We start from the raw sequence: 12,018 nt of genomic DNA on the forward strand, positions 1-12,018 counted from the left end.
CCCTTCTAGTGCCTGGACATGCCTGCTCGCACGAGGTAGTAGACGGCGAACATCGCCTGCGGATCCGTCCATGCGTGCGCCACTTCCAGTCCGGCCTTGGCGGACAGCGCGGCAAAATCCTCGTGTGAATACTTGCAGCTGTATTCGACCTGCATGGCTTCTTCGGGCGCGAACGACACCAGCTGCTTGCCGATGCGTACCTTCTGGTCGCGCGCACTGACCAGGAAAGTCTCGATGCGCCCCGCCATCGCGTTGTAGTGGGCACGGTGGCGGAACGACGACAGGTCGAAATCACTGCCGATCTCGCGGTTGAGCCGCACCAGCATGTTCAGCGTGAACTGGGCGGTGACGCCCGCCTTGTCGTTGTATGCCGCCTCGATCGTGGCCGTATCCTTCTTGAGGTCGGCGCCGATCAGGATGCCGCCGCCATCGCCCATCTCGTTGCGCATCTTGCGCAGCAGCTCGGCGGCATCGCGTGCCTCGAAATTGCCGATGGTGGAACCGGGGAAATACAACACCGTCCGTCGCGGCGCGCGCGGCGGAATCGGCAAGCGCAACGGGCGGGTGAAGTCACCCGGATGCGGCTGCACCGCCAAAGCCGGGAAGCGTTCGCCCATCTCCTGCACGCAACGGCGCAACGGTTCGGCCGAAATCTCCACCGGCACATATGACACCGGCGCATGCAGGTGTTCCAGCAACATGCGCGTCTTCACCGCATTGCCGCTGCCGTATTCCACCAGTCGCACCTCTTCACCGAGTACGTCGGCCATTTCGGCGGCGTGCGTGGCCATCAACGCAATCTCGCAACGGGTCAGGTAATACTCCGGCTGCTCGCAGATCGCCTCGAACAACTGCGAACCGCGTTCGTCGTAGAACAGCCACGATGGTAGCCGCTTGGGCTGCGAGCGCAAGCCGCGCTGCACGATGCCAACGAGATCATCGACAGGTGGGCGACGATCGTCGTCGCGAAGGTCGAAGGCTTGTACATTCATCGATCCTGCCCCAGGCGTATCCCCATGAACTGCCAGCGCGCATGGGGTGGAAAGAAATTTCGGTAGCTGGCACGGATGTGCTCACGCGGCGTCGCACAGGAGCCGCCTCGCAACACCCATTGCCCGCACATGAACTTGCCGTTGTACTCGCCGAGCGAACCGGCCAATGGCCGGAAGCCCGGATAGCTGATATAGGGCGAAGCGGTCCATTCCCAAACGTCGCCGTACATCTGCTGGAAACCACCCTGCGGCTCCGCCGCGCGCGGGTGCAAGGCATGGGTGTCGAGCAGGTTGCCCTGCACGGGCAACGTCGACGCGGCGCTTTCCCACTCCGCTTCGGTGGGCAGGCGCGAACCGGCCCAGCGTGCGAAAGCATCGGCTTCGAAGTAGCTGACGTGGCTGACCGGCGCTTCCGGGTCGATCGCCCGCACACCCGCCAGGGTGAATTCGCTGGCGAGGTCCTCCTGCCAATACAACGGCCGATGCCATTGCTCGCGGCACACGGTGTCCCAGCCTTCGGACAGCCACAGCGATGGTTCGCGGTAGCCGCCGTCGTGCACGAAGGCGGCGTACTCCGCATTGGTGACCAGGCGGTTGGCCAACGCATGCGGCTGCAGCAGCGTGCGATGGCGCGGCAATTCGTTGTCGAAGGCGAAGCCGTTGCCATCGTGTCCTGTTTCGACGACGCCTTCGCGGCCGTCGATGAAGGTCAACGGCACGGGATTGCTGGCCGCCGTCGCGCTGGATGCCGGCGCATAGGCAGGCAGCAACGGATTGCAGGCGAAGGCGTGCTTGATGTCGGTAAGCAGCAATTCCTGGTGCTGCTGTTCGTGCTCGAGGCCGAGCTCGATGATGGCCAGCGTCGTCGCATCGACGCCGGTTACCAGGCGTTCGCTCACGGCCTCGTCGACGTGTTCGCGGTACTTGCGTACCTGCTGCGCGCCCGGGCGCGAAAGCACGCCGCGTCGTGGACGCGCATGCATCGGCCCGACCGACTGATAGTACGAGTTGAACAGGTAATGCCACTCCGGATGCAACGGGCGATACGCAGCATCGCGTTCGAGCACGAAGCGCTCGAAGAACCAGGTGGTGTGCGCGAGGTGCCACTTGGCCGGACTCGCGTCAGGCATGGACTGCACCATCATGTCCTCGGGACTCAACGGTGCGCACAAGGCCATGCTGCGGGAGCGGATTCGCCGGAATCGCAGCACCAACGCCTCGGCTTGCAGGGCCGAAGACGCGAGCGTCATCGCCGCCTCCGGAACGGGAAAGCCCGATACACGGAGCGGACGTGTCCACGCTCCACTTTCGGGTGACTGGCTTCATGCCCAAGCATCGGCAAACCATGCCGTACGAACCGTTCACATCGTGTGATGCGATGATGGCGTTTACCTGACAATGCGGTATGCCGCGGTGCAATGAATGCGCTTGGCACAGGTGCCTCTCCCGACGCGAGGTGACGTATGAAGACTCCTGCCTTCCTTCTGCCCGCTGCCCTCCTGGCCGCGTGCGCCCTGCCTGCCTTGGCGGCCGGTCAGGACAAGACGCCAGCGTACACGCCCCTGCGGCCCGTCAGCGAATGCCTGCGGCCGGACCGGGTCAACGAATGGTATGTGGTCGACAACACGACCGTCATCGCGCGTACCGGTCCCGACCGCTACCTGATCAAGCTGCAGGCCACATGTCCGCAGCTGGGCATCGGCCAAAGCCTGCGTTTTCGCCCCAACCGGGGAAACCAGGCGGCGGGCATGGGCGCCATGTGCGGCGAAGCGGGCGAGACGGTGGCTTCCCGCGACCAGCCGCCCTGTGCCGTCCAGTCGATCAGCAAGATCGACAAGACGCAGTTCGACTCGCTTGGCAGCAAGTCCCGCCAGCACGGCACGCAGCCCTGAAGCGGGCGAAAACAAAAAGCCCGGCATGCGCCGGGCTTTTCTTGCCACGTGAGCCGGTCGATCAATGGCCGTAGTGACGATAACCGCCGTGATAGTAGTAACCGCCGCCACGACGGTAGTAACCCGGGTGGCCCACCACCACCGTGGCGCCCACGGCCGGGCCGTAATACACCGGAGCCGGCGGACCGTAGACCACCGGGGCCGGGGCGTAATACACCGGCGGAGGCGGCGCATAGACCACGGGGGCCGGCGCGTAATAAGCCGGACCCACCACGGGCAGACCGATACCCACATTCAAGCTCACATGGCTACCCGCGAATGCTGGCGCGACGGCGACGCAGCCGATCAGCATGGCAGTCGCCAGGGCAACGCGCTTGACAGTGGAAATCTTAGTTTTCATGAGTTTGTCTCCCAAGGGAGGCTTGATTCCGACAGAAGGGCTCGACAATGCCTTCTATCGCTCTTTGCCGGGGTCAATGCTCGGACTTTTGCGCTGAATCGGCACTGAGCAAAAATACCTTGCCGGGTCAGCGTCTTCCCTGATTGCGGACGTGGTTCACAGTGCCGCCCCATGGCGACTCCTGGGCGTGCAGCCGAAGGATCCAGCAGCCATGGATGTCGGCGCGGCGCGTGAAGTCGAACGGAATGCTGGGCGTGCTCCAGTCCTCAATGCTGAACCGTTCATTCAGCGCTTCACGATCCAGCTTGAAGCGACGGAAATTGTTGGAGAACACGATCACGCCCTCGGGGACGAGCCGGTCGGCGCAGGCCAGCAGCAGCTTCACGTGGTCGCGCTGGACATCGAAGTCGTCGGCCCGCTTGGAATTGGAGAACGTCGGCGGATCGACATAGATCAGCCCGTAACGCTCGCGGTCACGCTGCAGGAAGGTCATCGCGTCGGCCTGCATCAGCCGGTGTTTCACCCCGGTGAATCCATTGAGCGCCAGATTGCGCGACGCCCAGTCCAGATAGGTCGCGGAAAGATCGACGCTGGTGGTGTCCTGCGCGCCGCCGTCGGCGGCATAAGCGCTGGCAGTGGCGGTATAGGCGAACAGGTTCAGGAAGCGCCGCCCCTTGGCCAATTCACGCACCTTGGCGCGCACCAGGCGGTGATCGAGGAACAGGCCGGTGTCCAGGTAATCGGTAAGGTTGACCAGGAAATGCAGGCCACCCTCGGGAACCTCGATGAACTCGCCGCGCTGGTCGAATTGCCCGTACTTGGAGCCGCCTTTGCCGCGCTCCCGGGTCTTCAGCGCGATGCGCTCGCGCGGCACGCCCAACACCTCGCCTGCCACGCGCACGATCTCGCGCAAGCGATGGCGCGCGGTTTCCGCAGGGATGTCGGCGGGCGCACGGTATTCCTGGACATGCAGCCAGGTTCCGCCGTCGTCCTGGCCGTAGACATCGATGGCCGCCGCGTACTCGGGCAGATCCTGGTCGTAGGCGCGCCAGCAGGCGACGCCCTCGCGTTCCAGCCGCTTGCGCAGGTGCCGCAGGTTCTTCTCCAGGCGGTTGCGCAGCATCTGCGCCCCCTCGGACAGCGGCTTCACCTCGCGCGGCGCTTCGCTGCGGGCATGCAGCTCGAACACCAGCAGCACGGTTTCCAGGGCGCCGTTGTAGAGGGCGTATTTCTTTTCCGCGCGCAACGGGATGGCGTGGCCGAGCTCCGCGTCGCCCGCCAGCACGGCGGCGCGCCATCCGGCAAAGCGCTCGCGCAGGGCTTCGCCCAGGGCACGGTAGAGGCGGGGCATCTCGGTCCGGTCGCCCAGGCGTTCGCCGTACGGCGGATTGGTAATCACCAGGCCGCGCGTGTAACCCGGCGGCGGCGACACATGGGTGGCGTCGTGCTTGTCCAACGTGAGGAAGCCGGAGACGCCCGCTTCCTGTGCGTTGCGCTTGGCGGTCTGCACCATGCGCGGATCGGCGTCGCTGCCGAAAAAGCAGCTGCGCAAGCCGCGCAGGCCGGTTTCGGCGCGCTGGCGCGCTTCGTCCAGCAGGCCGCGCCACAAGGTGATGTCGTGCTGCTGCCAACCCAGGAAGCCGTAGTACTCGCGATGCAGGCCCGGCGCCACGTCGGCGGCCATCCAGGCACCCTCGATCAACAGGGTGCCGGAACCGCACATGGGATCCAGCAGCGCGCCGCCTTCGGCGTAGACCTCCGGCCAGCGCGCGCGCAGCAGCATGGCGGCGGCGAGGTTTTCCTTCAGCGGCGCCTCGCCCTGCAGCTCGCGCCAGCCTCGACGGTGCAGCGGCGCGCCCGACAGATCCAGCGAAACCGTGGCGCGGTCGCGTCGCAGGCGCAGGTTGATGCGTACGTCGGGCTCTTCGGTGTCCACGTCCGGCCGCGAGCCGTCGCGCTGGCGGAACTGGTCGACGATGGCGTCCTTCACGCGCTGGGCGATGAACTGGCTATGCGTGAGCTTGCTCTGCGCCGAGTTCGCATCCACGGCCAGGGTGGCGCGCGACGCCAGGTGCTTCGACCAGTCGATGCCCTGCACGCCCGCGTAGAGCGCGTCATCGGTGGCGGCGTCGAACTCCGCCAATGGCATCAGCACGCGGCTGGCCAGCCGCGACCACAGGCAGGCGCGATACGCCGTGGCGAGTGTCCCCGCGAAATGCACGCCGGCCAGCGCCTCGCGCACCTCTTCCGCGCCCAGGGCGACCAACTCGTCGCGCAGCAGGTATTCCAGGCCCTTGGGACAGGTGGCGAAGTAAGCGCTCATGCGGATGCCGCCACGGATTGAAGGAACAAACCGAACTGGTCGACGATGTGTTCCACGCTGGCGCCCAGGCGGTGGTCATCGTCGACCACCACCAACGGCAGTCGCCTGCGCTGCGCAAAGGCGAGCACGCCCTCGGGCGGACAGATGTCGTCCTGCCAGCCGTGGTAGAGCAGCGCCGGCACGCCGGCACGCAGGTCGAATGCCTGCGGGTAACCGGGAATTTCGCTGGGCGTGGCCAGCAGGAACAGCCCCGCCACCGGGCGCTGCAACGAAGCCAGCCCGGACACGAACGAACCCATGCTCGAACCCACCAGCACCGGCGGCTGGTCCAGCGACTCGATGGCGGCGACCAGGCGTGCCACCCGCGGATCGATCGAGCCCGCGAAGCCGCGCCTGTCATCCTCGCGATAGTCGGGGCGCTGGGTGGCCCAGCCGAGGCTTTCCGCGAAAGCAGCCAGCACGCTGACCTTGGTGGCATCCGGGCCCGAGTCCGAGCCGTGCGAAAGAATGATCTGGCCGCCCATCGCGGTCTCCGAAAACTGCATCAAGCCGTGCATCGTAACAGGCACGGTTCCGGGCCATCGGCCACCATGCGAGACTTGAGCCTGTTCCATATCTCCGCATGGCCGGCGCCGGGTGCCGTTCGCGCGCAGGCCAAGGTAGAACGAGGGTGTGCATGTCGATATCCAGCCGTGCGGTGACGCAGGCGTGCGGGGCAACCAGAGGTGGCCCGGAGGTTGGCCCTCCGCGCGGGCCACGCAGAGAACAGGCTCCCAGACCATGCCCGTGACCGTCATCGACCAACCCCTGCCCTACGTCCACCTGCTGCCGGAGCGCCCGGCCGAGGCCGTGGACATGGTGGTGATCCATTGCACCGAGCTGCCCGACCTGGCCCTCGCCCGCGAGTACGGCGAACGGGTGCTCTACGAGGACCGGGGCACCGGCGCCAGCGGCCACTACTACATCGACCGCGACGGCGGCATCTACTGCTACGTACCCACCACCCGGGTGGCCAACCACGTGCGCGGGCACAACCCCAACTCCATCGGCATCGAGCTGGTGAACCTCGGCCGTTACCCGCACTGGTGGGATTCCCGCAACCAGACCATGACCGAGCCTTACCCGCCGGCACAGCTCGAGGCCCTGCGTGCCCTGCTGGACGAGTTGCGCCAGGCGCACCCCAACCTGCGCCGGATCGCCGGCCACGAGGACCTGGACACGGCCCGCCTGCCCGCCTCCGACGATCCCTCCGTCGAGGTGCGGCGCAAGCTCGACCCGGGCCCGCTGTTTCCCTGGGCACGGATACTGGAAGGCAACGGATGGGAACGCACCGGAGCCGGGCACTGACGCCACGGCTATAATCGCCCGCCATCTTTTCGCTTCCGAGTACCCCATGACGGAAACCAACGTCCGCGAACTGGTCGACCTGCTCGAACTCGAGCGGCTGGAGGACAACCTGTTCCGCGGCCAGAGCCGTGACATCGGTACGCACTTCGTCTTTGGCGGGCAGGTGCTCGGACAGGCCCTATCGGCCGCCCAGCGTACGGTGGAGGCGCCGCGCGAGGCGCATTCGCTGCACGCCTATTTCCTGCGCGCGGGCGACATCAACGCGCCCATCGTCTACAGCGTGGAGCGCACCCGCGACGGCGGCACGTTCTCTTCGCGCCGCGTGGTGGCGATCCAGCACGGCCAGCCCATCCTGAATGGCTCGATTTCGTTCCAGGTGCCGGAAACCGGTTTTGAACACCAGTCGTCGATGCCTGAAGTCCCGATGCCCGAGGACATCGAGCCGATGCAGCCGCTGCCGCCCGAGCGCCTGGCCAAGCTGCCGGAGAAGCTCCAGCGCTGGCTGGGCGTGGACGCGCCGTTCGAATTCCGCCATGTGTGGCCACAGGACAAGCTGCACCCGGTCAAGCGCCCGCCCTTCCAGCACATCTGGTTCCGGCTCACGGCGCCGGTGGGCGATTCGCCGGAACTGCACCGTTCCCTGCTGGCCTACGCTTCGGACTTCAACCTGATCGGTACGGCCACCCTGCCGCACGGCATCTCCTACTACACGCACAACGTGCAGATGGCGAGCCTGGACCATGCATTGTGGTTCCACCGGCCGTTCCGCGTGGACGAATGGCTGCTCTACTCCTTCGACAGCCCGACCGCGCAGGGCGCCCGTGGCCTGGCACGCGGGCAGATCTTCACCCGCGAGGGCCGCCTGGTGGCCTCTACCGCCCAGGAAGGCCTCATCCGCCTGCGCGGCTGAGGGCCCGGGGCCCCGTAGTAAAATCGGCGGCGGGCGCATTTCGCCCGCTGACCCGTCCGGCCCGCCCGGACGGCAACCCAGGGTTTTCTCCATGCGTCAGCTCTATACCTCTCCCCGCCAGGACAACATCGATCGCGTCGCTGCGCTGCTGACCGAGCAGGGCATCGAGTGCACCATCGAGAACCGCTCGAACTACAACCGCCCCAGCTACCAGCGCTTCAGCTACTCCCAGCGCAACGAAAACCGGGACAACTGGGCCCAGGTCTGGGTGACCCGCGCAGACGACTACACCCGGGCCCGGGCGCTGCTGAAGGAACTGGGCATCGAGCCGGTGGTGCGCCATGGCGAAGAGCTGGCCCTGGCCCGCAATCCAACCCCGGAAGGGCGCCGCCAGAGCGTCGCCACCCGGATCCGCCGCATTGTCATGTTGGCGGTGGCGGGGGCCTTCGTGGTGCTCATGCTTCGTTATATGGGCGTGATCTGAGCGGGCTCAGCCTGAATCGAGGGCCCAATCGGGCAAGCCGACACAATCTATCGGCATTTTCCTACTCACATGACAGACCTGACCGGACATAGAATCCGTCCATGCGCTCTGATCGTGTCCGCCTTTTCCAAACGCTGCCGCACACCTGCGGCTACTTTGCCGAGCGCACGGCACAGAACCTGGTGATCGATCCGGCGGCGCCGCAGCTGGACCAGTTGTACGGTCCCGCGCTGGAGCGCGGCTTCCGTCGCGCCGGCGGGCACCTGTACTACCCCTATTGCAGCAACTGCCGCGCCTGCACGCCCTGCCGCATCGACGTGGCGCGCTTCATGCCGGACCGCTCGCAGCGGCGTTGCCTGAAGCGCAATGAGGACCTGCACGTCATCGAATCGATGGCCGGCTACAACACCGAGAGGCATTCGCTGTACGAGCGCTACCTGCGCCAGCGACATCCCGGTGGCGGCATGGACGAAGCGGATGCCAGCGATTTCCGACGCTTCCTCACCGCGCCCTGGAGCCCCACGCTCTTCCTGGAGTTCCGCCACGGCTCGCGCCTGCTCGGCGTCGCCGTGACTGATCTTTGCCTGCAAGGCCTGTCGGCGGTCTATACGTTCTACGACCCGGATGAAACCGCCCGCGGCCTGGGCACTTACGCCATCCTGCAACAGGTGGCCCTGGCAAAGCGCCGTGGCCTGCCGTGGGTATACCTGGGTTTCTGGATCGCCGGCCACCCGAAGATGGACTACAAGCGGCGCTTCCGCCCGCTGCAGATCCGCACCAGCGAAGGCTGGGTGGAGATGCCGGAGAGCTGAGCCCCGGCCACCAAACCAGCCCCTGTAGGAGCGCACCCCGTGCGCGACCGGCGCGGCATTCGGGCGGTAAGCGACGGCGAAAGCCGAATACCGGGATGATCGCGTGGTGTTGCGGTCGCGCACGGGGTGCGCTCCTACAAGAGCGAGGCGAGTCAGGGTGTGCCGATATCCAGCACCACGCGGCCCTGGATATGTCCTTCGCGCAGGCCCTGCAGCACGTCGTTCACATCCTCCAGCTTCCGCCGTTCGATCGTCGGCACCACCTTGCCTTCGGCGGCGAATGCGACGGCTTCGGCCAGATCCTTGCGCGTACCCACGATGGAGCCGCGGATGGTGAGGCGCTTGAGCACGACATCGAAGATCGGCGTGGCGAAATCGCCCGGCGGCAGGCCGACGAGACTCATGGTGCCGCGGCGACGGGTGAAGCTGAGCGCCTGCGAAAACGCCTTTGGCGAGACCGCCGTGACCAAGACGCCGTGCGCGCCGCCGCCGGTGGCATCCAGTACTTGCTCGACGGCTTGCGGGCTGCGCGCGTCCACGGCAGCGGATGCGCCAAGCTTGCGTGCAAGTTCGAGCTTGTCCTCGGCCACGTCCACCGCCACGACGTTCAGCCCCATCGCCGTCGCGTACTGGATGGCCAGATGGCCGAGGCCGCCGATCCCTGAAATGGCGATCCATTCACCCGGCCGCGCCTCGGTCTCGCGAATACCCTTGTAGGTCGTCACGCCCGCACAGAGGATCGGCGCCATGGCGGCATGGTCGACATCCTTCGGCAAACGCGCCACGTAGGCGGCGTTGCCGATCGCGTATTCGGCAAAACTGCCGTTCACGCTGTAACCGCTGTCGTGCTGCGTCTCGCACAGCGTTTCCCAGCCGGTGATGCAGTATTCGCAATGCCCGCATGCATCGTGCAGCCAGGCGATGCCCACCGCGTCGCCGACCTTCAGGTTGTCCACGCCCTCGCCCAGGGCGGCCACCACGCCGACGCCTTCGTGGCCCGGAATGAAGGGCGGCTGCGGCTTTACGGGCCAATCGCCATCCACCGCGTGCACGTCGGTATGGCAGACACCGCTGCTGACGATCTTCACCAGCACCTCGCCACGCCCGGGCGTTGGCACGGGTACGTCCTCGATACGCAGCGGTTCGCCGAAACGGTGCGCGACGGCGGCCTTCATCGTCTTGGGTGCCATGGGTGATCTCCTTGGGGTCATGGAGCGCAGCCGCCCGGTCGCGCCATGCGACGGGGCGCGGCTGCGCGGGGCACCTCACGATGCCTTCCACCGCGTGATGGGCGGATGACATGGATCAGCCATCTGCGACACTTCAGGAGTTGACGACGGCCTGCGGCATGACCGGATACGGATGAAGCTTGACCAGCGGCACGGAAACCCCGTCGTCGCCCACCACGCGGCAGTGGGTCCGGTCGAGCTGCCGCGGCTCTTCCACGCCGCAGCTGTGCGCGATGATGCCTACCTCGTGCATTACGTTCGTTGCGTAATGCGCCACGCGCTCGCTCTTGTCGGTAACCACCAGGCCGCGCTGCAACTTCGGGTTCTGCGTGGTGATGCCGGTCGGGCAGGTATTGCGATTGCATTGCAGCGATTGGATGCAGCCCAATGCCAGCATGAAGCCGCGCGCGGAATTGACGAAGTCCGCGCCCATCGACAGCGCCCAGGCCACGTCGTACGCGGTGATGCATTTGCCCGAGCAGATCACCTTGATGCGCTCGCGCAACCCCTTCACGATCAGCATGTCCACCAGCATCGGCAACGCCTCGTGCAGCGGCAGGCCCACGCCTTCCATCAGGGTCTGCGGCGCCGCGCCGGTGCCACCTTCCGACCCGTCGACGATGATGAAATCCGGCGCGCTCTCGATGCCCCGTTTGTGCACTTCATCGCACAGCTCCGCGATCCAGTCGACGCCGCCGAACACCGCCTTGAAGCCCACGGGCTTGCCGGTGAGATCGCGGATGTGGCGAATCGCATCCATCAGCTCCGTCACGTTGCCGATGTCGAGATGGCGATTGGGGCTCTGCGAATCCTGCCCCACCGGAATGCCACGGATTTCCGCGATCTCCGGCGTCACCTTCGCGGCCGGCAGCAGGCCGCCCATGCCGGGCTTGGCGCCTTGGCCGAGCTTGATGCTCACCATCTTCACCTGCTTGTGCGCGCAGATCGCCAGGAGCTTGTCGTCATCGAGCTTGCCGTCCGGCGTGCGCACGCCGTACTTGGCGGTGCCGATTTCGAAGATGATGTCGCAGCCGCCTTCCAGGTGATAGGGCGCGAGGCCGCCCTCGCCCGTGTCCATCCAGATGCCGGCCTTGGCCGCGCCGCGCGACAGCGCGCGCACCGCCGGCGCGGACAGCGCGCCGAAGCTCATGGCCGAGATGTTGAAGAACGCCGCGTGCCGGTAAGGCTCGCGTGAGTACGGCCCGAGCGTGACCGGTCGCGGCTCGAGCTGCCGTTCGCCCAGCGCGGGAAACGGTGCATTGACGAAGAACGGCACGCCCTCGCCCCGCAGGTCGCGGGTGGAACCGAAGGCGTTGGTGTTGTCGACATTCTTTGCCGCGCGATAGACCCACATGCGCTGTGCGCGATTGAACGGCAGTTCCTCGCGATCGCTGGAATACAGGTACTGGCGGAAGAACTCGCCCAGATGCAGGAACCAGTACCGGAAGTGGCCGATGACCGGATAGTTGCGCAACACCGAATTGGAGGTCTGGTGGCGATCCACGAACCACACCACCATGACGACGACAGCCAGCAGCACGAGCAGCAGCAGGAAGAAGGCGGCGAAGGTTTCGACCACTACGACCAGCCAGTGCGCAAATCCCGACGGTTCCATCACTGCCTCCGGTT

12 protein-coding genes are annotated in these 12,018 nt (G+C 66.2%); 5 read left to right on the forward strand and 7 right to left on the reverse strand.

What is annotated here, in order from left to right; genetic code table 11:
* Nucleotides 1-5 precede the first annotated feature (5 nt).
* Both egtD and egtB read right to left on the reverse strand, forming a co-directional pair.
* Nucleotides 6-992 (reverse strand): L-histidine N(alpha)-methyltransferase, encoded by a 987-nt coding sequence (gene egtD / locus JMF82_RS13325; RefSeq protein ID WP_201315054.1) that lies wholly within the window; start codon nucleotides 990-992, stop codon nucleotides 6-8.
* Nucleotides 989-2,242: an ergothioneine biosynthesis protein EgtB gene (gene egtB / locus JMF82_RS13330; protein WP_201315055.1), complete on the reverse strand. Its 1,254-nt coding sequence runs from the start codon at nucleotides 2,240-2,242 to the stop codon at nucleotides 989-991. The genes egtD and egtB overlap by 4 nt, the downstream gene beginning before the upstream one ends.
* Nucleotides 2,243-2,455: 213 nt before the next feature.
* Here egtB and JMF82_RS13335 point away from each other — a divergent pair, with 213 nt between their 5' ends.
* A complete protein-coding gene (locus JMF82_RS13335; protein ID WP_201315056.1) occupies nucleotides 2,456-2,884 on the forward strand; it encodes a DUF6491 family protein in 429 nt (142 codons plus the stop codon).
* A 61-nt stretch (nucleotides 2,885-2,945) separates the two neighbouring features.
* On the opposite strand, the gene JMF82_RS13340 is transcribed toward JMF82_RS13335, so the two are convergent.
* From JMF82_RS13340 to JMF82_RS13350, 3 genes are all read right to left on the reverse strand, one after another.
* The gene (locus JMF82_RS13340; RefSeq protein WP_201315057.1) at nucleotides 2,946-3,284 is read right to left on the reverse strand and encodes a hypothetical protein; all 339 of its coding nucleotides are present in this window, start codon (nucleotides 3,282-3,284) and stop codon (nucleotides 2,946-2,948) included.
* Nucleotides 3,285-3,411: 127 nt separating this feature from the next.
* Entirely contained in the window at nucleotides 3,412-5,607 is a 2,196-nt protein-coding gene (gene rlmKL / locus JMF82_RS13345) for a bifunctional 23S rRNA (guanine(2069)-N(7))-methyltransferase RlmK/23S rRNA (guanine(2445)-N(2))-methyltransferase RlmL (protein WP_201315058.1), read from the reverse strand.
* The gene (locus JMF82_RS13350; RefSeq protein WP_201315082.1) at nucleotides 5,604-6,131 is read right to left on the reverse strand and encodes an alpha/beta hydrolase; all 528 of its coding nucleotides are present in this window, start codon (nucleotides 6,129-6,131) and stop codon (nucleotides 5,604-5,606) included. The genes rlmKL and JMF82_RS13350 overlap by 4 nt, the downstream gene beginning before the upstream one ends.
* A gap of 256 nt (nucleotides 6,132-6,387) precedes the next feature.
* Between JMF82_RS13350 and JMF82_RS13355 the strand changes: the two genes are divergently transcribed.
* The 4 genes from JMF82_RS13355 to JMF82_RS13370 all read left to right on the forward strand — a co-directional run bounded on the left by JMF82_RS13355 (nucleotide 6,388) and on the right by JMF82_RS13370 (nucleotide 9,160).
* Nucleotides 6,388-6,954: an N-acetylmuramoyl-L-alanine amidase gene (locus JMF82_RS13355; protein WP_201315059.1), complete on the forward strand. Its 567-nt coding sequence runs from the start codon at nucleotides 6,388-6,390 to the stop codon at nucleotides 6,952-6,954.
* Between the two features lie 46 nt (nucleotides 6,955-7,000).
* Nucleotides 7,001-7,864 carry an acyl-CoA thioesterase II gene (tesB, locus tag JMF82_RS13360; protein WP_201315060.1) on the forward strand — a complete coding sequence of 288 codons (864 nt, stop codon included), beginning with the start codon at nucleotides 7,001-7,003 and terminating at the stop codon, nucleotides 7,862-7,864.
* Nucleotides 7,865-7,955: 91 nt separating this feature from the next.
* Nucleotides 7,956-8,348 (forward strand): DUF2007 domain-containing protein, encoded by a 393-nt coding sequence (locus JMF82_RS13365; RefSeq protein ID WP_201315061.1) that lies wholly within the window; start codon nucleotides 7,956-7,958, stop codon nucleotides 8,346-8,348.
* 101 nt (nucleotides 8,349-8,449) lie between these two features.
* Entirely contained in the window at nucleotides 8,450-9,160 is a 711-nt protein-coding gene (locus JMF82_RS13370; protein ID WP_201315062.1) for an arginyltransferase, read from the forward strand.
* 152 nt (nucleotides 9,161-9,312) lie between these two features.
* Here the strand turns inward: JMF82_RS13370 and adhP are convergent, their stop codons facing one another.
* Nucleotides 9,313-10,350: an alcohol dehydrogenase AdhP gene (adhP, locus tag JMF82_RS13375; RefSeq protein ID WP_201315063.1), complete on the reverse strand. Its 1,038-nt coding sequence runs from the start codon at nucleotides 10,348-10,350 to the stop codon at nucleotides 9,313-9,315.
* 133 nt (nucleotides 10,351-10,483) lie between these two features.
* A complete protein-coding gene (locus tag JMF82_RS13380; protein WP_201315064.1) occupies nucleotides 10,484-12,004 on the reverse strand; it encodes an FMN-binding glutamate synthase family protein in 1,521 nt (506 codons plus the stop codon).
* Nucleotides 12,005-12,018 lie beyond the last annotated feature (14 nt).

The organism is Dyella sp. EPa41 (assembly GCF_016586165.1).
GTDB lineage: Bacteria > Pseudomonadota > Gammaproteobacteria > Xanthomonadales > Rhodanobacteraceae > Dyella.

What these genes read in the sequence shown, in the direction of transcription:
- rlmKL (WP_201315058.1), bottom strand. Translation starts at nt 5,607, where the DNA reads ATGAGCGCTTACTTCGCCACCTGTCCCAAGGGCCTGGAATACCTGCTG.
- JMF82_RS13365 (WP_201315061.1), top strand. Translation starts at nt 7,956, where the DNA reads ATGCGTCAGCTCTATACCTCTCCCCGCCAGGACAACATCGATCGCGTC.
- JMF82_RS13340 (WP_201315057.1), bottom strand. Translation starts at nt 3,284, where the DNA reads ATGAAAACTAAGATTTCCACTGTCAAGCGCGTTGCCCTGGCGACTGCC.
- egtB (WP_201315055.1), bottom strand. Translation starts at nt 2,242, where the DNA reads ATGACGCTCGCGTCTTCGGCCCTGCAAGCCGAGGCGTTGGTGCTGCGA.
- JMF82_RS13355 (WP_201315059.1), top strand. Translation starts at nt 6,388, where the DNA reads ATGCCCGTGACCGTCATCGACCAACCCCTGCCCTACGTCCACCTGCTG.
- JMF82_RS13335 (WP_201315056.1), top strand. Translation starts at nt 2,456, where the DNA reads ATGAAGACTCCTGCCTTCCTTCTGCCCGCTGCCCTCCTGGCCGCGTGC.
- JMF82_RS13380 (WP_201315064.1), bottom strand. Translation starts at nt 12,004, where the DNA reads ATGGAACCGTCGGGATTTGCGCACTGGCTGGTCGTAGTGGTCGAAACC.
- adhP (WP_201315063.1), bottom strand. Translation starts at nt 10,350, where the DNA reads ATGGCACCCAAGACGATGAAGGCCGCCGTCGCGCACCGTTTCGGCGAA.
- JMF82_RS13370 (WP_201315062.1), top strand. Translation starts at nt 8,450, where the DNA reads ATGCGCTCTGATCGTGTCCGCCTTTTCCAAACGCTGCCGCACACCTGC.
- tesB (WP_201315060.1), top strand. Translation starts at nt 7,001, where the DNA reads ATGACGGAAACCAACGTCCGCGAACTGGTCGACCTGCTCGAACTCGAG.
- JMF82_RS13350 (WP_201315082.1), bottom strand. Translation starts at nt 6,131, where the DNA reads ATGGGCGGCCAGATCATTCTTTCGCACGGCTCGGACTCGGGCCCGGAT.
- egtD (WP_201315054.1), bottom strand. Translation starts at nt 992, where the DNA reads ATGAATGTACAAGCCTTCGACCTTCGCGACGACGATCGTCGCCCACCT.